This window comes from Gammaproteobacteria bacterium (ex Lamellibrachia satsuma), from assembly GCA_019623805.1.
In the GTDB taxonomy this organism is placed as follows: Bacteria; Pseudomonadota; Gammaproteobacteria; order Chromatiales; family Chromatiaceae; genus QGON01.
Genome location: CP053680.1, coordinates 1518443 through 1541546 on the forward strand (window position 1 = coordinate 1518443; position 23104 = coordinate 1541546).

Sequence of the window (23104 nt, forward strand, 5' to 3'; positions counted from 1 at the left end):
TCCATGGCGCGTGCAGCGAAAAAAACTCAACACAAGAGCTACCTCTACGCCTGGGAGGGCAGCGATAAGCGTGGCTCCCGCATCACCGGCGAAACCCGCGCCTCCAACGTGGCGCTGGTGAGAGCGGAACTGCGACGGCAGGGGGTTGTCCCGCTCAAGATCCGCAAGAAATCCGCTCCCCTGTTCGGCTCACGCAAAAAGAAGATCGGCAGCGGAGACATCGCCATATTCAGCCGTCAGCTGGCCACCATGATGAGCGCCGGGGTTCCCATGGTGCAGGCCTTCGAAATCATCGGGCGGGGGCACGAAAACCCCTCCATGCAGGATCTGATCCTGGCGGTTAAGGCCGACGTCGAAGGCGGCACCGCACTGGCAAATGCACTGAAAAAGCACCCCTTATATTTCGACGATCTCTTCTGTAGTTTGGTCAGCGCCGGTGAACATGCCGGTGTGCTGGAGACGCTGCTGCACAAGATCGCGCTCTACAAGGAGAAGACCGAGTCGATCAAGGGCAAGATCAAAAAAGCCCTCTTCTACCCAATATCCGTTATTCTCGTCGCCATCGTGGTCACCGCGATCATCATGATCTTCGTGATTCCCCAGTTTGAGCAGTTGTTCAGAGGGTTTGGCGCCGACCTGCCGGTCTTCACCCGCGTCGTCATCAACATCGCCCATGTGGTACAGGGCTGGTGGTGGGCCATGCTGGGCGGGGTCGTCCTGGCCGGTTATCTGATTGGCGGCACCTGGAAACGCTCCCGCGCCTTCCGTCAGCGCGTGGACCGTATACTGCTGAAACTGCCCATTCTCGGCCCGATCCTGAACAAGGCGGCTATCTCCCGTTTTGCCCGCACCCTCTCCACCATGTCCACCGCCGGTGTGCCATTGGTGGAGGCCCTGGAGTCGGTCTCCGGCGCCACAGGTAACGTGGTCTACAGCGACGCCGTGCTGCGCATGCGGGAAGACGTGGCAACCGGCCAATCCCTGCAACTGGCGATGAGACAGCGCAATCTATTCCCCAATATGGTGATCCAGATGGTCGCCATCGGCGAGGAGTCGGGCTCTTTGGACGACATGCTCTCCAAGGTGGCGGATTTTTTCGAGGAGCAAGTGGACAATGCGGTCGACGCCTTGAGCAGCCTGCTAGAGCCACTGATCATGGTCATCCTCGGCACCCTGGTCGGCGGCCTGGTGGTTGCCATGTACCTGCCGATATTCAAGATGGGCTCCGCGGTACTGGGTTAACGCTTGGTTTATACCCATTCACAATGAAAAATCATCATCTGTCATTTCGAACGCATGTGAGAAATCCCTGCAAGCTTGCTGCCAAACCTCAAAGATCCCTCGCTATGCTCGGGATGACATAGAACGTTTGGCGCGCTTTATTTCACTCTAATCAATCAGGCCTGCTCCTTTGTCTGTCATCATCTTCCTGCAACAAACACCCTGGGCTTTTCTGCTCTTCAGCGGCCTGCTCGGCTTGGTGGTCGGCAGTTTTCTAAACGTGGTGATCCACCGAATCCCGATCATGATGGAGACCCAATGGCGTCGAGAGTGCAGCGAACTGAATGGAGAAGAAGCGAATGATCAGCCCCCCGTCCCCTTCAATCTGAACCGCCCCGTCTCCCACTGCCCCAATTGCGGCCACAAAATCCGGCCCTGGGAGAACATACCGGTACTCAGCTGGATTCTGCTCAAGGGCCGTTGCTCGGGATGCAAGGCGAAAATCAGTCTGCGCTACCCGGCAGTGGAGACCCTGAGCGGCATCATGACCCTGGCGGTAGCCTGGCATTTCGGTCTCAGCTGGGAGGCGCTGGCGGCAATGACCCTTACCTGGGCATTGATCTCTCTGAGCCTGATCGACTTCGATACACAACTGCTGCCCGACAACATCACTTTGCCCTTTCTCTGGCTGGGACTGCTGCTGAGTCTCAACGGACTCTTCACCGATAGCCAATCAGCCATCATCGGCGCCGCCGCCGGTTATCTCTCCCTCTGGAGCGTCTACCAGCTATTCAAGCGACTGACCGGCAAGGAGGGCATGGGTTACGGCGATTTCAAATTGCTGGCCCTGCTCGGCGCCTGGTTGGGCTGGCACTACCTGCCGCAGATCATTCTGCTCTCCGCCTTTGTCGGGGCACTGTTTGGCGTCTCCATGATTCTGTTCCGCGGCCGGGACCGAAATATCCCGATCCCCTTCGGCCCCTACCTGGCCTGCGCCGGCTGGATCAGCCTGCTGTGGGGTGACGCCATCAACCATGCCTATCTGCAATGGGCAGGCCTGCTTTAGTCGTCGCCCTCACCGGCGGCATCGGCAGTGGCAAGTCCACCGTCTCACGGCACTTTGAAAAGCTGGGAGTCCCGGTCATTGACGCTGATCTGATCGCCCGCGAACAGGTGGAGCCCGGCGCCCCGGCACTGGATGAGATTCGGAAGAGATTCGGCGCCGACGTCATCACCCCGAAGGGTGGACTCGATCGTGACAGAATGCGCAGCATCGTCTTCGAAAACAGCACCAAACGTCTCCAACTGCAACAGATCCTGCACCCCCGCATCCGCAGCGAGATGCAGCTTCGTCTGGTGCAACTCGACACACCCTATGCCGTACTGGTCATTCCACTACTGCTGGAGTCGGGCCAGGACAGCCTTGCCGACCGCATACTGGTGGTGGATATTCCGGAGGTTCATCAGATAGCGCGGGTCCAGCAGCGCGACGGACTCAAAAAAACTCAGATTGGACAGATCATCGCCGCGCAGGTCGACCGCCAATCCCGCCTTGCTGCAGCAGATGATGTCATCAGCAACGACGGGGGACTCCAGACGCTCGAAAAAGCCGTCGAACAGCTGCACCAGCGCTATCTCGACCTGGCTGAGCAGCGGTCAATCTCCGGTTGACCTTGTCAGCCGTTATGGGTAGAATCCCGCCTCTTTCCGTGTGGGGTCCCTCCCGCATTAGGATCAACAGGTTTTCTTGGGGATAGGCTATGTATGCGGTAATTCAAACCGGCGGCAAGCAGTATCGCGTCTCAGAAGGCGACACCGTCAAGGTGGAGAAGCTGAGCGCGGATCAAGGTGCTTCTGTCGAACTGGATAAGGTTTTGATGGTTGCTGATGGTGAAGATATCAAGGTCGGCACACCTTATGTCGATGGCGGCAAGGTAACGGCCACCGTGAAATCCCACGGTCGCGGTAAAAAAGTGAAGATCATCAAGTTCCGTCGTCGCAAGCATCACATGAAGCGTCAGGGGCATCGTCAGTGGTACACCGAACTGCAGGTGACCGGTATCAGCGCGAGCTGAGGAGAGAGCGAAATGGCACATAAGAAAGCAGGCGGCAGCACACGTAACGGCCGCGATTCAGAATCCAAACGTCTTGGCGTCAAGATCTACGGCGGTGAAACCATCAGCGCAGGCAGCATCATCGTGCGCCAACGCGGCACCCGTTTCCACACCGGCGTCAACGTTGGCATCGGTAAGGATCACACCCTGTTCGCCAAAGCTGACGGCAAGGTTCTTTTTGAGGTGAAAGGCCCGCGCAACCGTAAGTACGTGAGCGTGGTCACTGACTGATTCAGCCTCTGACCGGATCAGCAAGGGCCTCGTCTTTGACGGGGCTTTTTGCTTTGTGGCTCTTAAACATATCTGCACGAACACTTGCAGGGATCGGAGTCAAACCGGGCTGAGCTGTCAGCAGTTGATATAGAGTTGAGCGGTTTGACTCCGACCCCTGACAGAACATCTCTCTAGAGACCCACAATAGCTTATGAAATTTGTCGACGAAGCCACTATCAAGGTTGACGCCGGTGACGGCGGAAACGGTTGCGCCAGCTTTCGCCGGGAGAAATACATCCCCCGGGGCGGCCCCGATGGCGGTGACGGCGGCCATGGCGGCAGCATCTATCTGATTGCCGACAGCGGCCTCAATACCCTTGTCGATTTCCGCACCCAGCGCATTCACAGGGGTGAACGGGGTCAAAACGGCATGGGAAAGGAGAGAACCGGCCGCAGTGGCAAGGATATCTATGTACGCGTACCTGTTGGCACCAGAGTCAAAGACGATGAGACCGGTGAGCTTATCGGCGAACTGCTGGAGCACAAGCAGGCACTGCTGGTAGCCCAGGGCGGCACACGGGGAATCGGCAATGTGCACTTCAAGAGCAGCACCAACCGCGCCCCACGCCAGTTCACCCAAGGTACCCCCGGCGAGTGCCGCGAACTGCTGTTGGAGCTGATTCTACTTGCGGACGTCGGCCTGCTGGGCATGCCCAACGCCGGCAAGTCGAGCCTCATCAGCAAGATATCCAGCGCACGCCCCAAAGTGGCAGACTACCCTTTCACTACCCTCTATCCCAACCTCGGCGTCGTGAGGCTGGGACGCGACCACAGCTTCGTGGTAGCGGATATCCCTGGCGTTATCGAAGGCGCGGCGGACGGTGCAGGCCTTGGCCTGCGATTTCTCAAACACCTCTCCCGCACCCGCCTGCTGCTGCATCTGGTGGATATCGCGCCAATGGATGAATCGGCTGATCCCGCTGGCGAGGTGCGCCGCATCGAAACGGAACTGGAACACTACTCCAGTGAACTGGCTATGCAGGAGCGCTGGCTGGTGCTCAACAAGAAGGACCTGCTGTCCATCGACGAACTCGAAGAGCGGCAACAACAGATTCTGACCGAACTAAGATGGACCGGACCGGTTTTCGTTATCTCCGCAGCAACCGGCGAAGGTACTCAGGAACTGATCAGTGCCCTGATGGAGCGGCTCGAAGTACTCTGGCGTGAGACTCAGACGGAAGAGATCGAAGAGGCGCCCTGGGACCCACTGGAGGAGAAGTGACGGGGAAACCATGATTTCACGCGACTCGATCCCCACCACCAAACGCTGGGTCATCAAGATCGGCAGCGCCCTGCTAACCTCAGACGGCAAGGGCCTATCCCAGGAGACCCTGTCACCCTGGGTGGAGCAGATGGCACAGCTCCGGCAGGCCGGCCACGAGATCGTACTCGTCTCCTCAGGCGCCGTCGCAGAGGGCATGAGCCGTATGGGGTGGAGACGCCGCCCGCACAACCTCAACGAGCTACAGGCGGCGGCGGCCATCGGCCAGATGGGGCTGATTCGCGCCTACGAAACCTGTTTTCAAAAACATGACCTGCACACTGCCCAGGTCTTGCTTACCCGCGACGATCTCGCTGACCGCCCCCGTTATCTCAACGCCCGCAGCACACTGCGCACCCTTGTGGAACTGGGCGTGGTACCGGTCGTCAATGAAAATGACACAGTGGCCACAGAAGAACTCCGCTTTGGCGACAATGACACCCTGGCAGCCTTGGTGGCAAACCTGATAGAGGCGGACCTGCTTCTCCTGCTCACCGATCAGGAGGGATTGTTCGATGCCGATCCCCGTTTCAATCCCAAAGCCACCCTGATCAATGAAACCCGGGTGGACAATCCTCAGCTTGACGAGGTGGCCGGTGGCAGCGCGAACGGTCTCGGCTTGGGCGGCATGGTCACAAAGGTGCGGGCCGCCCGACTGGCTGCCCGCTCAGGCACCGGCACCATCATCGCTCCCGGCGCCAGGCCAGGGGTTTTGGCGGAAATAGCCCAAGGCAAAGAGATAGGCACCCTGCTGAAACCCGTTCAGGAGCCTCAAGCCGCCCGTAAACGCTGGCTTGCAGGCCAACTACAGGTACGAGGCTACCTTACACTGGATGGCGGTGCAGTGCGCGTGCTACAGGAACAGGGCAGCAGCCTGCTGGCAGTCGGCGTAACTAATGTCAGAGGTGAATTTGCCCGCGGTGAAGCGGTGGTCTGTCTCGATAGTTCAGGCTGTGAAGTGGCCCGTGGACTTGCCAACTATGATGCCCAGGAGGCTAGGCGCATCATGGGGCTGCCGAGCAGCCGGATCGAGGGGGTTTTGGGTTATGTGGATGAAGCGGAGTTGATTCATCGGGATAATCTTGTGTTGCTGTGATTTTCTACTTTGAAATCAGTTGTAATGCCTGTTGTTTTTTGATGTTTATGTGTCGCTACGCGATGGTTTTCTAATGTAGCTTCCCCAACCTTGTCGTAATTTTCTTCTTTTTCTGACAGCACACTTTTCGTCCTGCAGGACGAGTCACTTTTCTTTTTCGTGAAAAGAAAAGTAACCTGCCGTAGGGGCGCGGAAGCCCCGTTAGAAAAACCGTCGCGTAGCGACACAAAACCATCTAAAACCGACAGGAAACACACACCACTACAGCAACGCCCAAAAACTAAAGCTAAATCTCCAGACATAAAAAAACCGGCTTCCGCCGGTTTTCCTACAGGAGCAGTCGATTACAACTTACAGCGCCTTGATCTGAGCATTCAGACGGTTCTTATGACGCGCAGCCTTGTTCTTGTGGATCAGCCCCTCATTGGCACTGCGATCAATCACAGGCACAGCACTCTTGAAGGCTTCTGCAGCGCCCTCCTTATTGCCCTCTTCGATCAGACTCACAACCCTTTTGACGTGGGTGCGCATGGTGCTGCGACGGGACTGGTTGTGCAGATGGCGCTTGTCGGCTTGACGTGCGCGCTTACGGGCTTGGGCTGAATTGGCCAACTTTTGACTCCTGAACATTCACAAAATCGGAAGGGCGCACATATTGCGCAATAATCCAGTCAATGTCAACTCTTCTCTACGACTTCAGAAAAACTGCCGATTTTTTCACTATCTTGTCCTGAAATGGGCTTATACTCTGCAGTTATAATAAGTACAACAACGAATCAAGGACAGTTCACTGGCTTCTTTTCTCAAACCCTTTGCCACTGTCGGCTCAAATACCATGCTCTCCCGCATCCTCGGGTTTGTGCGAGATCTGGTATTGGCGCGCCTGTTCGGGGCCGATGCCGCCACGGATGCCTTCTTCGTCGCTTTCAAGATTCCGAATTTCATGCGTCGCCTGTTCGCCGAGGGGGCTTTTTCACTGGCCTTTGTCCCGGTATTGACAGAGTACCGCAGCCAACGCTCCTTTGCAGAACTAAAAGAGTTTATAGACAAGATGGCGGGCACACTGGGTTTGGTGCTGCTGTTGACGACCACAATCGGCGTGATCGCAGCTCCACTATTGGTGATGATCTTCGCGCCAGGCTTCATCGGTGAGGATGAGGGCAAGTATGAGTTGGCGGTGGAGATGCTGCACCTCACCTTCCCCTATCTCTTCTTCATCTCTCTCACTGCTTTCGCCGGGGGCATCCTGAACGCGCACAACCGCTTTGGCGTGCCGGCCTTCACCCCCGTGCTGCTCAATATATCGCTGATCGGCTGCGCACTCCTGCTTTCGCCACGCATGGAAGAGCCTGTGATGGCGCTGGCTTGGGGCGTCCTCATCGCCGGTGGCGTGCAGTTCATGTTTCAGTTTCCTTTTCTCTACCAGTTGAACCTGATTCCGAAACCCAAGGTAGCCTTCCGGGACAAGGGCGTAATCCGCGTCCTGCGACTGATGATTCCCGCCCTGTTTGGCGTCTCTGTAAGCCAGTTGAACCTGCTGCTGGATACGCTCATCGCCTCTTTCCTGGTTAGCGGCAGCATCTCCTGGCTCTACTACTCTGACCGCCTGATGGAGTTTCCGGTGGGTATTCTCGGGGTTGCTCTCGGTACCGTGATCCTGCCCAACCTGTCGCGCAAACACTCCGAAAAATCACCCGAGGAATTTTCCAGCACCCTGGACTGGGCCCTGCGCGTCACTGTGTTGCTGGGTATTCCCGCAGCTGTAGGGCTGCTGCTGCTGGCAAGCCCGATGTTGATCACCCTGTTCCACTCCGAAGCCTTCACCACCAACGATGTCGTCATGTCGTCCCGGAGTCTGATGGCCTATGCCCCCGGCCTGATGGCCATCATTCTGATCAAGATCCTCGCACCGGGTTTTTACGCCAGACAGGATACCCGTACGCCGGTACGCGTCGGCATCATCGCCATGTTCGCCAACATGGCTTTCAATATTATTTTAGTGTTTCCTCTGGCCCATGCAGGCCTTGCCCTGGCTACGACTCTGTCATCCATCCTCAACGCCTACCTGCTCTACCACTGGCTGAGAAAAGAGCAGATCTATCAACCAAGCCCTGGGTGGAACCTTATCTGGCTGCGCACTGGAGCAGCAGCAGCAATAATGGGGGCTCTGCTCATCTGGGGCAGCGGTGACACTGATGCCTGGCTGCTGCTTGGCACCTGGGAACGCATCCTCCACCTTGCGTTTTGGATCATACTTGGCGCCTGCGTCTACTTTTTCGTCCTCATCTCTTCCGGTGTCAGGCTGCGCCATTTTCGTTCCGCGTAAGTAAGGTGACAGGTGACACAAGCATGTGTCCGTCGTTTCCCGATGCAAGTACCTTTCAGCAATGAATACAAGCAGGCCCGATCAAGCGCAGCGGATCGGGCGGGCCAGAGTTTGGCAAAGCCATTGGGGTTGCCGGTTCTACTGCGCTAGAACCGGCCTACATCCTTCCAACGCCAGTTACGACAAAACTCGGTCACTCCGACGACACGGCCACCTTTAACCTTTTTCTTCATCCCTTATAATAAGCCGCTTCAAACGAGGCGGTTTTTTATGCAAGTCATTCGCGGCTTACACAATTTGAGACCAGAACACAGGGGCTGCGTGGCCACCATCGGCAATTTCGATGGCGTGCACCTGGGCCATCAGTCGGTTTTTCAGCACCTGCTCGAAAAGGGGCGCGAATTCGGCCTGCCCGCCACAGTAGTGACTTTTGAGCCCCAGCCCCGCGAGTTTTTCCAGCCTGACGGCGCACCTGCCCGGCTCACCCGCATGCGGGAAAAACTGCAGGCGATGAAGGATATCGGCATCGAGCGGGCCGTGATCCTGGAATTCGGCAGGAAGATGGCGTCGATGCCAGCCGTTGCCTTTGTTGAAGAGTTGCTGGTCAGCGGTCTCGATGCCCGTTTCCTGTCAGTTGGCGACGACTTCCGTTTCGGCATGGGACGGAAGGGCGACTTCCATCTGCTGCAGTCCATGGGAAATCAGCACGGATTCGAGGTGGAGAACATGAACACCTTCAAGCTTGATGCCGATCGCGTCAGCAGCACCCGCATCCGGCAACTGCTCACCGATGGCAACCTGCAGGCGGCAGAGTTATGCCTGGGGCGTCCCTATCGCATCTGCGGCCGCGTGGCTCACGGAGACGAACGCGGACGCACCATCGGCTTTCCCACCATGAATGTGAACCTGCATCGCCGTGTCAGCCCACTACGCGGCGTCTACGCCGTCAAGGTCCGGGGCCTGGATAAACAACCACTGCCCGGTGTGGCCAACATAGGTACGCGTCCCACGGTGGAGGGAGACACCCGTTATCTGCTGGAGACCCACCTGTTCGACTTCGACCGTTCAGTCTACGGTGAGCATGTTCAGGTGGAGTTTGTGCACAAACTCCGCGACGAAAAAAGATTCGACTCATTCGAGGATCTGCGCAGACAGATTCTGGACGATGCAGCGGCGGCGCGAATTGAGCTTGGGATTTAGCGCACTCATTGCGCCAATAACTTGTAGGCTGGATCAAGCGTAGCGGATCCGGCATCAGTTGTTTGCTCAGCGCACATTTGCCTGATCCGCTACGCTTGATCAGGCCTACATCCTGACTCGAGATCCTCGAAACCAGCAAGATACTTTGCGCATTGCGCCGGATTGCGGTTCAATAGCCCACTTTTGTTGGAATCCACCACAGGCAGCCGTCCGTGAGCGACTACAAGCAGACCCTCAACCTTCCCAAAACAGCCTTCCCAATGCGAGGCAATCTGGCCCAGCGCGAGCCGGAGATACTGAAGAAATGGGAGGAAAACAATCTCTACGCCAGGATCCGCGAGGCATGCGCCGGACGGCCCAAGTTTATTCTGCACGACGGCCCTCCATACGCCAACGGCAACATCCATATCGGTCATGCGGTCAACAAGATCCTCAAGGACATCATCATCAAGAGCCGTACGCTGGACGGTTTCGACGCACCTTATGTGCCGGGATGGGACTGCCACGGCCTGCCTATTGAACTCCAGGTGGAAAAGAAGATCGGCAAGCCCGGAGCCAAAGTGACCAGCGGACAGTTCCGCAAGGCATGCCGTCAATATGCCGCCAAGCAGGTGGATAGTCAGCGTGACGATTTCAAACGCCTGGGTGTACTCGGTGAGTGGGAGAACCCCTATCTCACAATGGACCATGGATTCGAGGCGGATATCGTTCGTTCTCTTGGCCGCATCGTCGAGAATGGCCATGTGCACAAAGGCTCCAAGCCGGTCCACTGGTGCACTGACTGCGGTTCGGCTCTGGCCGAAGCAGAAGTGGAGTACCAGGACAAGGACTCTTTTGCCATCGATGTGCGCTTTCGTGTGCTCGAAGAACCGGCGCTGTTCGACCGCTGCCACCATGTGCCCGATGGGCTGGGTGAAGGTCCGATGCATTTTGTTATCTGGACCACTACACCCTGGACCCTGCCCGCCAACCAGGCAGTGGCGCTCAACCCGAGCCTGGAATACGCAGTGGTGCAGTGCGACGGTCCACTGGGCAAAGAGCGCATGGTGATTGCCGACGCCATGCTGAAAGATGTGATGGATCGCTACGGCATCGAGAAGTATCACGTCATCGCCTATGCCAAAGGCGATGCCTTCGAGGGACTCAAGCTGCAACACCCCTTCTATGAACGCCATGTGCAGGTGATTCTGGGGGAGCATGTCACCCTCGAGGCGGGTACCGGTGCTGTGCACACTGCCCCCGGTCACGGTCTTGACGATTATGTGGTCGGCGCCCGCTATGGTCTGCCAGTGGACAATCCAGTGGGCAACAACGGCTGTTTTGTGGAGGGCACCGAACTGTTCGCGGGCCAGCACGTCTTCTCCGCCAACGAGAAAGTGATCGAAGTGCTCAAGGCACACGGCGCACTGGTGCGCGAGGAACGCCTCAACCACAGTTATCCGCACTGCTGGCGCCACAAAACCCCGATCATCTTCCGCGCCACCCCGCAGTGGTTCATCAGCATGGACCAGGGCGGACTGCGTCAGACCGCAATGCACGAGATCGACAACGTCGAATGGTTGCCCGACTGGGGCAAGGCGCGCATCCAGGGCATGGTGGAGAACCGCCCGGACTGGTGCATCTCACGCCAGCGCACCTGGGGCGTACCGATCACCCTCTTTGTCCATAAAGAGACCAACGAACTGCACCCCAACTCCGCCGAACTGGTGAAAGCCGTGGCAAATCGGGTCGAGGAGAAGGGCTTTGAAGCCTGGTTCGACCTCGACGCCCAAGAACTGCTGGGGGACGAAGCCGCTGACTACACCAAGGTCACCGACTCGCTGGATGTCTGGTTTGATTCCGGAGTGACCCATCAGTGCGTACTGCAGGCCCGTGAGCAGCTGCGCTTCCCTGCGGATCTCTATCTCGAAGGCTCCGACCAGCACCGTGGCTGGTTCCAGTCTTCCCTGCTCACCTCGGTGGCGATGAACGACTGCGCCCCCTTCAAACAGGTGCTGACCCACGGCTTCACCGTCGACGACAAGGGCGAGAAGATGGCCAAGTCGAAGGGCAATGTGATGGCGCCACAAAAGGTGATCAAGAACCTGGGCGCCGACATCATTCGCCTCTGGGTGTCGGCCACCGACTACCGCAACGAGATGACCGTCTCGGACGAGATACTGAAGCGCACCGCCGATGCCTACCGCCGCATACGCAACACCACGCGTTTCCTGCTCAGCAACCTCAACGGGTTCGATCCGGCGCAGAACATGGTAACACCGGGGGAGATGATCGAACTCGATCGTTGGGCGGTGGATCGCGCCCTGCAACTGCAGCAGGAGATCATCGAAGCCTACAAGCACTATCAATTCCACCTGATTTATCAGAAGGTGCTCAACTTCTGCGTTACCGAGATGGGCGGTTTCTATCTCGACGTGATCAAGGACCGGCAGTACACCACCCAGGTGGACAGCCTGCCGCGCCGCTCCTGCCAGACTGCGATGTACCACATCGTCGAGGCGATGACCCGCTGGCTGGCCCCGATTCTAAGCTACACCGCCGATGAGGTCTGGTTGCATATACCGGGGGAACGTGGCGAGAGCGTCTTTCTCGAAAGCTGGTATTCCGGTCTCTTCTCTCTGGATGGCGACGACCGTTTTGACCGCGCCTTCTGGGAGCAAGTGATCCCGGTACGCACTGCGGTATCAAAGCAGCTGGAGTCCCTGCGCGCCGACGGCAAGATCGGTTCCGCCCTGGATGCAGAGGTGGAGGTCTACTGCGACGGTGAATTGAGGGCAACCCTCGATGATCTGGGTGAAGAACTGCGTTTTGTTTTGATCACATCGGAGGCCCGGGTTCTGCCTCTAGCGACTAAATCCGCCGATGCAATAGAGACCGAAGTCGATGGACTCTGGGTCAGACCCACGCCCTCTAACCTGCCCAAGTGCGTGCGTTGCTGGCACCATCGGGAAGAGGTGGGGGTGGACAAGAAATATCCTGATCTCTGCAGCCGCTGTGCCACCAATGTCGCCGGAAAGGGCGAGATCCGGCGCTTTGCCTGAGGTCACCATGCAACGCTGGCTCTGGCTTTCACTGCTCGTTCTCCTGCTCGACCAGGCAACCAAGCAGTGGGCGGAGGCGGCGCTGTCCGCCTATCAACCGTCCACCCTGCTGCCGTTCTTCGATCTCACTCTGATGTATAACGAGGGGGCTGCGTTCAGCTTCCTCAGTGAGCAGGGAGGATGGCAGCGCTGGTTCTTCATCATCCTGGCGCTGGGCGTATCCGCAGTGTTGGTCGGTTGGATCTGGCGCCTGAAGCCTGCGGAAAAAACCATCGCTGTCGCCCTCTCACTGATTGTTGGTGGCGCTATCGGCAATGTCATTGACCGCTTGCTTTTTGGCCACGTCATCGATTTTCTGCACTTCCACTACCAGGAGTACTACTGGCCCGCATTCAACATCGCCGACTCCGCCATTTTCGTCGGCGTAACGCTCATGATCTTCGACGCCCTCTTTTTTTCTGCCAAGCGTGAAACAGACTGACAAACCTTTTTCTGCAGCTAATCTATTTCCCTGCTATTTTTAGGTTATAACAATCATAACCCCCAAACAGCAGTATCCGATCCACCCGGAGGTGTAAGATGCGACTGGAGGAACAGGCGAGGATTCAAGCCACCACACAGATCAATACCGCAGAAGTTCTCGAAATCGATGGCAGACTGATCGCCACCGATAGCGACGGCTATCTGCTGAATGCAGAAGACTGGAGTCCGTTAGTAGCAGAAACCCTGGCACAGAGAGACGCAGTTGTGCTGGGCAAGGATCACTGGACGCTGATCGACTTTCTGCACCGATTTTACCAGGAGTTTGACATCGCACCGGAGATGCCGATACTTTCACGCAATCTCTGTAAAGACCAGCACAACTGCCGCTGGACGAGAACCTACATCAACAAACTGTTTCCGGGGGGCGCCAAGATGGCCTGCCGCTATGCCGGGTTATCAGTCCCGGTGGGGAGGAGCTGCCTGTAGCAATCATGGTGTACATTGCGCACCCTACCGGACTTCAGCGCCCGATCCGCAAGCTTGATCGGGCCCACGGCACTTATACGGAACCTGGTCTACCTGGCGTCGTCCAGGTTCGCCACTAGGGTTTCAACCTCAAGCCGCAGACTTCCCACAAGCTCATCCACACCCGCCAGTTCACCAAGCTTCGCTCTTTTCTCCAGCTCTGCAGCCAGATCCCTTGCCCGATAGGCGGAGAAGTGGCTGACCAGTCCCTTCAATGCATGGGCCGACCCGGCCATGACTGCAGCATCGTCCTTATCCATTGCAGATATGATATGACCAAGTGTGACCGGGACCCTTTCAACAAACATCTCTATCATCTGTCCCAACAGCTTTTCATCACCATCGATGGTTTTCAGAGCAGCCACCCGATCCCAAACTACCGGCCGTTGCTCGGCGTCTGCTATAAGTTCCCCATCAATTTCGGCCTGACCTGGAGAATCTGCCACATCCTGGGCCGGCAGCAACCAGCTGGAAAGCAGGCTGGCAAGTTCACCTGGCTGGAAGGGCTTGCTGATGTAATCATCCATGCCGTGCTGGATTGCCTCTTCTTTCGCCCCTTCCATCGCATTTGCTGTCATCGCGATTATGGGTGTCCGATTACCACCACTCAACGCTTCACGATTACGAATCATCCCAGTCACTTCATAGCCGCTCATCCCCGGCATCTGGCAGTCCATGAGAATCAGGTCATACTCCACCATCCGACTCTTTTCGATCGCCTGTTGCCCGTTCTTCGCATTGTCGGGAGAGATGCCTAACTTCTCCAGAATCCCCACTGCCACCATGAGGTTCATCGGCTCATCGTCAACCACCAGTACACTTCCCTGAAATCGAGGCAGGATCTGCTGCTCTCTCTTTCCTTCTCTCTTCTGTTGTAGCATCGTATTATTATCCCTATTGCTGAAGAGGTTACTAAGCATCTCGAATAGCTGATCCTTACGAACCGGTTTAGCCAATACACCATCAACCTCGGCCACATCATAGTCACACACTGAGCGCCCCCCCTGAAGCAGGGGTACGATCTTTAGGTCTTTGGTTGCAGGATCGTCCTTCAGATGTTCGACATACTCCCTCCCCCCGGTCTCGATGGCATCACAATCCAGCAACAGCAAATGGTACTTCTGCGTTCCCTGAACTGCATTCTCATGCAGAATCTGTATCGCCTGAGAGTAACTCGCACAGGTAGAGAATTTCAGGAAAGGGTCTGTCTTAAGGTAGGTTTCCAGCACAAAACGACTGGTTGCACTGCCACCCACAATCATGGCCCAGTGTTCGAGCACGTCACTCTCCGATACTACCCGGAAAGGTTCTGCCTTTGAAACATGCATCAGCGGAAGGTGAAAGAAGAAGCTGGAACCCCGTCCCACGCGGCTGGTCATGCCGAGCTCCCCGCCCATCATTCTGACCAGTTCCTTACTGATACTCAGCCCCAGCCCTGTGCCACCATATTTTCGTGTGACGGAGCCGTCGCCCTGGGTAAATGGCTCAAAAAGATGCGCCTGCTCGCCTTCCTGAACACCGATGCCGGTATCTTCAACGGTAAAGCGTATCCACTGCTTTCCGCCGTGTTCCTCCTGGAGTTCAACCTTCAGAAAAACGCCTCCACGATTGGTAAATTTTACGGCATTACTCACCAGATTGGAGAGCACCTGTCTGATGCGGGTTGGATCACCGCTGAAGATCCCGGAGATGGAGTTTGCGATGTAGCAGTTCAACTCCAGATCCTTACTGTTGGCGGATTCCACGAAGAGCGACGCGGTCTCCTCCACCAATCGTCCAAGATCGAAATCCACACACTCCAACGTCAGTTTTTCCGCTTCTATCTTGGAAAAATCGAGTATGTCGTTGATGATGTGCAGCAGGGAATCGGCGGAACGTCGTGCGGTATCCAGGTAGTCCCGCTCTTTTCCCTCCAGATCGGCATCTTCCAGCAAAGCCAACATCCCCATTACCCCATTCATCGGGGTGCGGATCTCATGACTCATGTTGGCGAGGAATTCACCACGCGCCTTCACTGCGGAGAGCGCCTCATCCCGTTTACGGCGCAACTCTTCCAGGGCATGAGCGAGACTGCGTTCGTTCTGCCTGAGCTTCTCCAGGATCTCGGCAGAACCCAGAATGTAGTTGATACGCTGCAGCAGTACGGGCCACTTCACCGGCTTGGTGACAAAATCCGTGGCCCCCATGGTGTAGGCCCGCTCCACCGCTTCAATGTCACCGCGACCTGTCACCATGACGATAGGTATATCCTTCGCTTCCATCCGTCGACTCATACGGCGGCAGGTCTCAAACCCGTCCAGCAGCGGCATCTCCACATCCAGCAGCACCAGGTCGGGCTGCTCCTGCTCGAACAACTCCAGGGCTTCATACCCCTCGGTTGCTTCCATCACCTCAAAACCACTATCCTCCAACACATCCTTGGCGATCTGTCTTGCCGTGATCTCGTCATCCACGATAAGAATCCTGGGGCCACCCATATTCTCACTACCAGCCTCGCCACCCTCATCCGCTCCCAGCTCTTTCTGCACCAAACCTTGCAGGGCATCACCGACACGGCCGTACTCCGCCTCAATGGCCGCCAGACGTTCCGGGGCATTTGCCAGCTGCCCTGCCCGGCCTTCAAGTTCGAGGGTCTTACAGAGACTGGCCAGTTCGGTTGCAGCCAGGTTGCCGCTGGCGGAACTCAGACTGTGCGCTGCCTGGGAGATGGCACCTGCATCCAGTGTCTCAACGCCATCGAGGAGGTTGTCCAACAGTCTGTGGGAGCTTTCAAGATAGATCTTTATGAGTTGGGAGAAACGACCCTGCCGCTTCCCATTGTAGTGGGTGCGCAGTTTTTCCATCTTTTGTGGAACCAGCGCATCCTTCGAAGAAGAAGTCTCATCCATCACCCCCTGCAGCCCATCACCATCACCCGCATCCGGCAGCTCACCTGACACAGGAATAAGCCACCGTCCCAGCATACCGGCCAGATCTGTCAGTTCAAAAGGCTTGGCGAGAAAATCATCCAGCCCCTGCTGTAGGTACTGATCCAGATCCTGCGCCGAAGTCTTGGCGGTGGTCGCCACGATGACAAGCCGCTTATCCGAGTCACTTTCAGCCCGTCTGATTGCCTGAGTCGCTTCTATACCGTTCAACTCCGGCATATGGATATCCATGAGTAGCAGATCGTAGGAGAGGCGGCGTACTGCCTCGACGGCCTGTTCCCCGTCTGTAACGATATCGACTTGGCATCCCAGCTGCTGCAGCATGGCTTCCGTCACTTCCTGATTGACCGGATTATCCTCAGCCAGCAGTACTCTGGCTGCAAAAACCGGCAGAGTCACACTCTCGGCGATCACATCGGTCTGAGCGGCAGATTTCTGTTCACTCTCCCTATTCTCCGAAGGCGCGGCAAAACCGGCGGCGAAGCGAAAAGTGCTGCCACACCCCGGCTCACTCTCCACGGTGATGCACCCTCCCATCAGCTGAGATAACTGCTGTGAGATTGAGAGCCCCAGGCCCGTTCCACCAAAATAGCGCGAGGTTGAACCATCCGCCTGGGTAAAGGCGGAAAATATCTCAGACTGCCTCTCTTCAGGAATTCCGATACCTGTATCGGTTACCTGAAAACAGAGCGGTATCGCCTGCGGCCCATGCCTTAATCGACTGACAGTAAGCCGGACCGCACCACTTTCAGTGAATTTGATGGCATTCCCCAGGAGATTTGTCAGCACCTGACGCAGACGCGTAGGGTCACCCTGCATCCCGCTGGGAACATCCTCATCCAACTCATATTCGAGACTCAGTCCTTTGCGGTGTGCGGATTTTTTGAATAGATCGCAGGTCTCTGCCACCAGCGTCCGGAGATCAAAATCGACAGTTTCCAGATCCAGTCTTCCTGCCTCGATCTTGGAGAAATCGAGCAGATCATTGACGATATTGAGCAATGTGCCGCCGGAATTACGGATCGTGTTCGCATAGTGAAACTGTTTCTCATCAAGCTGGGTTCCCAGCAACAGTTCTGTCATGCCCAACATACCATTCATGGGAGCACGGATTTCATGGGTCGCATCCGCCAGAAAGCGGGATTTGGCTCGATTCGAAGCCTCTGCACTGCTCTTTGCCCTGGCAAAGTCCTGTGTCTTTTTTTCCAGCTCGACATGCTCGCGGCTGAGTTGACTCGTCCGCGCCTCAACCAGACGCGACATATCCGAACTGTATGCGGATATCGAGGCATCGCGACGCTGAATCGCTTCCAGCAGATCATTGATGCCTTCGTAGATTTTGCCAAACCCAGTGCGCTGCTTGGGTTGCAGACGTAGTGTATAGTCACCGTCACTGGCAAGTGACTTCAGTGCCTCAAGCAGTTGGTCCAAAGGAACGGAGAACCGCTTTTCCATCCAAAGCGCAACAAACAGAATGATAATCAGGGTAAGGCCGAAGACAGCAGCCAGGGTTTCAACAGAGGAAAAGTGAGGCTCAGCAAAGAGCGGGGAGAGGAAATAGAGCAGCGTGAACGCAATCGCAAGGGTGAGTACTGAAATCAGAAGCAGGTTGACTACCAGTTGGAAACGTACTGAGCCTCCTCTCAACCCTTTCATTACACAGCACCTTCTCTGAAAAGAAGGCTGGGAACAACAATCTTAGGCCGTGCCGCCACATAGAACAGGCGTGCGCCGGCGAATCGCCTTTGTCCGCAAAAAATCAACATACTGAAGACGGCCCCCAAAACATATCACTTCCAAAATGCGGCTGCCCCGACGAGTCACTTCCATGATGTAGGTGTTGGTGGCTACACGCTCTGTGGCGCACTTGTCACGCTCATTCCCCTCATTACCGGAACCAGCCCACATACTGTAACCTGAAACAGCTTGATCATCATCAAAAAAACAACCTTTTTTAACGACAACTCTTTGATATGTCGATATTTGGATCAAATTTATCATTGCAGCAGAGACGGCCAAAGGCAGCGCATGCTGAAGTAAAACGCACTCATGAATCATCAGTCCCCATTACAGCCCCTCGCACCATATTGATATGGATGCGCAAGTCATAGAGCTGACCGGCAAAAGAGAGGGGCACATCAATCTTCATCACCTCCTCCCTGAGATCAAGCAACGCCTTCAACAGGATCTCTTTTTGCTCTGGAGTCAGCGACTTACGACTCATGCCGTCAAGCACCTCCAACTGACTGTACCAGCGATAGATACGGGCCCGCATGCGCCAGTTATAGATCGGCGGCATGAGTTTGAAGAGCGGCAACAGAACCATCACCAGGGGCAACAGCATGATTTTCAGACGATCCACCAGGGTTGCCGCCCAAAATGGCAGATAGCGCTGTAGAAAAGGCGCTCCATGCTTGTAGAAACGGCCGGCCTCATCGCTGAGAGGAAACTCAAGAAACTCGGAGGTGGGGAAATCTCCCCGCGATCCAAATCAGCCACCATCACCATGCACCTCATCCATCGCCTGCAGCAGCAGGTCCGCCAACGCCGGATGCAGTGAATCGTTCATCACAAGATTGGCGACCGGGGCCAGCAGGCTGACGGATTCCGGAGGGATATTCGTCTGCAGATCCATAGCGCCTTCCGGCAGATTAACACTGGAGAGAAAATGGTGCCGACGCGCATAGGCATCCACCCGATGGAAGTTCATCAGGTGAATCTCAGGTTGCTCGAGTAGCGTTCGAACCAGCGGAGCGGTGGGTGAGACTACGAATACTGCAATCTCCACATCACCCTTCACCAAGGCCTCCAGCGCCTGCCGTCCACCCAATGAGACCGCTTCAATCGCCCGCTCATCCACACCATTGTCACGCAACAGAAAAAGCGTCAACGCCTTTGTTCCACTGCCATCAGCACCCACTGCAACCCTTTTTCCAGCCACATCAGTGAGCTGCCGAAGCGGTTGATTCCCACGATAGAAGACCCACATGGGTTCATACTCGATACCACCCAGGGAGCGCAACTCGTCCGCTGTACGAACAGAACCCGTACCACCCTGTACAAACCCTATTTGAGAATCATGCCGTCCCAACAGTCCCAGATTTTCAATGGATCCTGCAGTCTCAAGGATGTCCAGCCGCACCTTCTCCCTTGCCAGAATCTTCTTATAGCGCAGGGCAAACTGATAGTAAGCCCCTTCAGGGCTGCCCGCAGCAATCGTCAGGTGGTCAGGCGGTGGAGGAACAACGAACTGATAGGCAACACCGAAAGCGAGCAGCGCCAGTATCAGTGCAGGCCAATAGGTGGAAAAAAGATGTTTTTGTTCTTTTACAGTCTGTTTCGGCATCATATTCACCCGCTTTGGAGCAAGCGCATTTCACCTGAACAAAGTACAGCAAATAGCGGTAAGATCAATCCCCACTCAACTGATCCCCTGAATCCAAAAGATGCATACAGGCCGACTCGTACTGACCCCGGAAGATGCTTTTTATGTTCCGGCTGATATAGCGGCTCTGCTTGCGAGATTGCATGACATCGATTTTATCGGCGCACGCATCCTCCCGGAGAACGAGGCCGAATATCTGCTGGGCGAGCGCTTCATGCAGTTGGTCACGTTCATGGGGTGCTCACCTTACATACAGCTGAAACCCACAGAGGATAACCAGCCTTTCTGTCATCTGAAGATAGACGGCCCCTACACTGATCCGGCATTTCTAGCGGGCAAAAACAGCAATGCGCCCAGCTGTAAAGCGTGCCGTAAACGCATCCCGCAATGGGAGGCTTTGATAAGGGCCTGGTCAAAACAACCAAAAAGTTATCGCGCGACATGCCCGCATTGCGGCAATCTGCAGAACCCGGCAACCTACAACTGGCGACAGGCGGCAGGCACAGGCCGTTTCTTTCTGTTCGTGGAAAATATCTTTCCCCAGGAGGCGCAGCCTTCAAAAGCACTGCTCAAGGCACTACAGGGGGATGATGACAAGGCTTGGTGCTATTTTTATATTCAGGATGACTGATCCGCTCATTGGGTAGTCGACAGTGATGAGGCTCAGGCCACTTCGCAGCAATTTTTCCCTTTACCCTTGGCCGTGTAGAGCGCCTTGTCAGCGCGATCGAATACAGCCTCGACCGTGTCACCCTCCCCAAAACAGCTGATGCCGCAGGAGATGGATACCTGGACTGCCTTGGTGCCTGAATGAAATCCGCTCGCGCCGACCGCCTCACGCATCTCTTCCGCCACGCTCAGAGCCTTTTCCTGATCTGTGCCACAAAGCAGGGTGACGAACTCCTCTCCACCATAGCGGGCGATAAAATCCGTTTCGCGAAGCCTATTCTGGAGTGTTTTCGCAATAATTCTCAGGGCGCTGTCTCCCGCCTGATGGCCATAACGATCATTGATTTTCTTGAAGTCATCTACATCCCAGACAAGCATGGATAGTGGCTCTCCAAACCTTTTCCAGCGCGCAAACTCCTGGCTGACCCGCTCGTCATAGGCCAACCGGTTCGGCAACTCTGTGACCGCATCCTGCAGCGCAAGATGATGCGCCTCCACCATGCGAAAACGGATATCATCCGATTCCTGCTCCATTTCCCGCAAACGTTCCCGCAGGGCACGCTCCTCGGTTTCAGCATTTTGGTAACGCTGCTCTTCATCCACGAGAAACTGATCCATACTCAGCTGGATGTGGTCCAGACGCTGCGCAACAGTCCGCTTCAACTGCCCCAGATCCGTCGCTTCCCGCACTGAGGACTGGAGACCATCCACATCGGAGGCTACTGCCACATTCAGCCGGCGCCCACTCTTTATCGCTGCTTCCCGACTATCATGGCCATTTCGAAGATGGGTATCGAGTTCCTGCAACCGTTGGGTCAACTCTTCGAGAAAACTTTCCGTCTCCTGAATCTCTGTCTGGGCATCACCATAGAAGCGGGAGGTCAACTCCAACAGATCCCGTAACACCCTGACCCACTCATCCGCTGCCGGTTTATCCGCCAACCTGTTTTGAAAGCCGGAGATGTCGGTGCCCCAGTGGCCAGGCCAACTGGCGCGATCCAACAACTCCATCAGCATATGGTTAGGCGTATCACCCTTACCGCCGCGCCCCTTTCCGCTGCCGAGAAGACGTCCAAACAGACCGTCTTTGGGCGGGGCTCCTTCAGAAACCGCGTGATTCAATAGCGCCGCCAAACGATCCAATTCGGTTTCCGCCACATGAGCTGGGTCGCTCAACAGATGGCTAAAAAGCCTTGAAGCCTCGGACACTTCGCGCTTCGGCAGCTGAAGACGCGAGATCAACTGATCACAGATCCCCAGCGACCCTGGCTCTGTAAAATCATCGTTGTCCGATTGATGAACCAGACTGTCCGAAAGGGCATTCAGCCGCTCATTCAGGGTGGGTTTGACACCGTTGCGAACAGCGTCACGAATACTTTTCAGATGAGGATCAAGACTGGGATCCATCCCGCTGGTGGCGACTGTCAAACGGGTAATGGCACGTACCAGAAGACCTTCGGTTTCCGCACGGGAACCCAGCGACTGCTCATGTTGCAGCAGCAACTCCTGATATGCCTGTTTCCAGTCCTTTTCGTCGGCCATGTGAAATAATTCGGTTGTAATCCAGATCCCGCAACAAGACTCTCGTCAAGCAACTTATCAATAACCCATTGCATGCAGGATGCTGTTCACAAGTTCGCCAACACCCTACGCCCAGTTGTTCCCGCCTGGCAGCGATATACCTGCCGACACGATTTTTTCCTAGATTATCAGCGCTGCAAAGAAAAGCAACGTATCAATCAGGCTGCTTTGGCAAGCCTTACGTTCGCCGGCAATTCGATTTCCAGACTGACGGGTAGATGATCAGAGTGGGCATAGTCCAACACCTCGGCCTTGGCGACACGCAGACTTGGAGAGGCCAAAATATGATCCAGCTTGCGATTGGGTCGCCAGCTCGGAAAGGTTTTGAGATCGCAGGAGGTTCCCTGCAGATCGGTATTGTCCATCAGGAAACGGAACTCCTGGGATCCACAGCCACAGTTAAAGTCACCCATCAGGATCAGGTGGGAGTAGTGGGACACCAGCTCACTGATATAGGAGAATTGCCGCAACCGCGCACGCCGACCCAAGGCCAGATGCATAATGCAGACACCCAGCGGTTTTTCGCTGGTGGCAAACTCCATCAACATCGCTCCTCGACCTGGAAGCCCCGGCAGACGATGTTCCACAATGGTGCTGGGATGCACCCGGCTAAGGACGCCGTTGCTGTGTTGGGCCAGTTTCCCCAGGCTGCGGTTTATCTGTTTGTACCAATAGGGAAAACCCGCCTGCTGAGCAAGATATTCCGTCTGATCCAGAAAGCCACTGCGCAGACTGCCTGAGTCCACCTCCTGCAGCCCCACCAGATCGAAATCCTTGAGCAGACGGGCAATACGATTCAGATTTGCCAATCGGTCGCGATGGGGCAGAAGATGCTTCCAGCTATGGGTGACATATTCCCGATAGCGGCGGGTATCAACACCGGTCTGAATATTATAACTGAGCAGACGCAAACGATGGGCGTCCGTCCTGCCCACACCGTGTCTCTCTATCTGTCTCTGCATCTGGTATTACCCCATGCCATGCCCCGTCAACCGGGATATG

General features: G+C 56.0%; 21 protein-coding genes. 13 read left to right on the forward strand and 8 right to left on the reverse strand.

Annotation, left to right across the window (positions count from 1 at the left end; all coding sequences use genetic code 11):
* Positions 1-3: 3 nt before the first annotated feature.
* The 7 genes from HPY30_06375 to HPY30_06405 all read left to right on the forward strand — a co-directional run bounded on the left by HPY30_06375 (position 4) and on the right by HPY30_06405 (position 5965).
* Positions 4-1242 carry a type II secretion system F family protein gene (locus tag HPY30_06375; GenBank protein QYZ65649.1) on the forward strand — a complete coding sequence of 413 codons (1239 nt, stop codon included), beginning with the start codon at positions 4-6 and terminating at the stop codon, positions 1240-1242.
* 169 nt (positions 1243-1411) lie between these two features.
* On the forward strand, positions 1412-2287 hold the full coding sequence (locus HPY30_06380) for a prepilin peptidase (protein QYZ65650.1): 876 nt from the start codon (positions 1412-1414) through the stop codon (positions 2285-2287).
* A complete protein-coding gene (locus HPY30_06385; GenBank protein ID QYZ65651.1) occupies positions 2269-2892 on the forward strand; it encodes a dephospho-CoA kinase in 624 nt (207 codons plus the stop codon). The genes HPY30_06380 and HPY30_06385 overlap by 19 nt, the downstream gene beginning before the upstream one ends.
* An 89-nt stretch (positions 2893-2981) precedes the next feature.
* Positions 2982-3296: a 50S ribosomal protein L21 gene (rplU, locus tag HPY30_06390; GenBank protein QYZ65652.1), complete on the forward strand. Its 315-nt coding sequence runs from the start codon at positions 2982-2984 to the stop codon at positions 3294-3296.
* A gap of 12 nt (positions 3297-3308) precedes the next feature.
* Positions 3309-3566 carry a 50S ribosomal protein L27 gene (rpmA, locus tag HPY30_06395; GenBank protein ID QYZ65653.1) on the forward strand — a complete coding sequence of 86 codons (258 nt, stop codon included), beginning with the start codon at positions 3309-3311 and terminating at the stop codon, positions 3564-3566.
* Positions 3567-3759: 193 nt separating this feature from the next.
* Complete coding sequence (gene cgtA / locus HPY30_06400) at positions 3760-4830, forward strand: Obg family GTPase CgtA (GenBank protein ID QYZ65654.1); 1071 nt, start codon at positions 3760-3762, stop codon at positions 4828-4830.
* Positions 4831-4840: 10 nt separating this feature from the next.
* A complete protein-coding gene (locus tag HPY30_06405) occupies positions 4841-5965 on the forward strand; it encodes a glutamate 5-kinase (GenBank protein ID QYZ65655.1) in 1125 nt (374 codons plus the stop codon).
* Here the strand turns inward: HPY30_06405 and HPY30_06410 are convergent.
* The gene (locus HPY30_06410) at positions 5938-6267 is read right to left on the reverse strand and encodes a hypothetical protein (protein ID QYZ65656.1); all 330 of its coding nucleotides are present in this window, start codon (positions 6265-6267) and stop codon (positions 5938-5940) included. The genes HPY30_06405 and HPY30_06410 overlap by 28 nt on opposite strands.
* A 49-nt stretch (positions 6268-6316) precedes the next feature.
* Positions 6317-6577, reverse strand: a complete 261-nt coding sequence (gene rpsT, locus HPY30_06415; protein QYZ65657.1) for a 30S ribosomal protein S20 — start codon at positions 6575-6577, stop codon at positions 6317-6319.
* Between the two features lie 223 nt (positions 6578-6800).
* On the opposite strand from rpsT, the gene murJ reads away from it, so the two are divergent.
* The 5 genes from murJ (at position 6801) to HPY30_06440 (ending at position 13501) form a co-directional block, all read left to right on the forward strand.
* Entirely contained in the window at positions 6801-8291 is a 1491-nt protein-coding gene (gene murJ / locus HPY30_06420) for a murein biosynthesis integral membrane protein MurJ (GenBank protein ID QYZ65658.1), read from the forward strand.
* 270 nt (positions 8292-8561) lie between these two features.
* Positions 8562-9491 carry a bifunctional riboflavin kinase/FAD synthetase gene (ribF, locus tag HPY30_06425; GenBank protein ID QYZ65659.1) on the forward strand — a complete coding sequence of 310 codons (930 nt, stop codon included), beginning with the start codon at positions 8562-8564 and terminating at the stop codon, positions 9489-9491.
* Between the two features lie 212 nt (positions 9492-9703).
* Positions 9704-12532 carry an isoleucine--tRNA ligase gene (gene ileS, locus HPY30_06430; GenBank protein QYZ65660.1) on the forward strand — a complete coding sequence of 943 codons (2829 nt, stop codon included), beginning with the start codon at positions 9704-9706 and terminating at the stop codon, positions 12530-12532.
* A 7-nt stretch (positions 12533-12539) separates the two neighbouring features.
* Positions 12540-13013: a lipoprotein signal peptidase gene (locus HPY30_06435; GenBank protein QYZ65661.1), complete on the forward strand. Its 474-nt coding sequence runs from the start codon at positions 12540-12542 to the stop codon at positions 13011-13013.
* A gap of 98 nt (positions 13014-13111) precedes the next feature.
* Positions 13112-13501 carry a TusE/DsrC/DsvC family sulfur relay protein gene (locus HPY30_06440; protein QYZ65662.1) on the forward strand — a complete coding sequence of 130 codons (390 nt, stop codon included), beginning with the start codon at positions 13112-13114 and terminating at the stop codon, positions 13499-13501.
* Between the two features lie 89 nt (positions 13502-13590).
* Here the strand turns inward: HPY30_06440 and HPY30_06445 are convergent, their stop codons facing one another.
* The 4 genes from HPY30_06445 to HPY30_06460 form a co-directional block, all read right to left on the reverse strand.
* A complete protein-coding gene (locus HPY30_06445) occupies positions 13591-18123 on the reverse strand; it encodes a response regulator (protein ID QYZ65663.1) in 4533 nt (1510 codons plus the stop codon).
* Between the two features lie 42 nt (positions 18124-18165).
* Entirely contained in the window at positions 18166-18525 is a 360-nt protein-coding gene (locus HPY30_06450) for a hypothetical protein (GenBank protein QYZ65664.1), read from the reverse strand.
* Positions 18515-18829 (reverse strand): hypothetical protein, encoded by a 315-nt coding sequence (locus tag HPY30_06455; GenBank protein QYZ65665.1) that lies wholly within the window; start codon positions 18827-18829, stop codon positions 18515-18517. Before HPY30_06455 ends, HPY30_06450 begins: the two co-directional genes overlap by 11 nt.
* Positions 18830-18958: 129 nt before the next feature.
* Complete coding sequence (locus HPY30_06460; GenBank protein QYZ65666.1) at positions 18959-19813, reverse strand: ABC transporter substrate-binding protein; 855 nt, start codon at positions 19811-19813, stop codon at positions 18959-18961.
* Between the two features lie 100 nt (positions 19814-19913).
* On the opposite strand from HPY30_06460, the gene HPY30_06465 reads away from it, so the two are divergent.
* Positions 19914-20483, forward strand: coding sequence for a hypothetical protein (locus tag HPY30_06465; protein QYZ65667.1), 570 nt, complete (start codon positions 19914-19916; stop codon positions 20481-20483).
* A 32-nt stretch (positions 20484-20515) separates the two neighbouring features.
* On the opposite strand, the gene HPY30_06470 is transcribed toward HPY30_06465, so the two are convergent.
* The gene (locus HPY30_06470) at positions 20516-22063 is read right to left on the reverse strand and encodes a GGDEF domain-containing protein (protein QYZ65668.1); all 1548 of its coding nucleotides are present in this window, start codon (positions 22061-22063) and stop codon (positions 20516-20518) included.
* A gap of 197 nt (positions 22064-22260) precedes the next feature.
* Positions 22261-23064 (reverse strand): EEP domain-containing protein, encoded by an 804-nt coding sequence (locus HPY30_06475; GenBank protein ID QYZ65669.1) that lies wholly within the window; start codon positions 23062-23064, stop codon positions 22261-22263.
* Between the last annotated feature and the right edge of the window lie 40 nt (positions 23065-23104).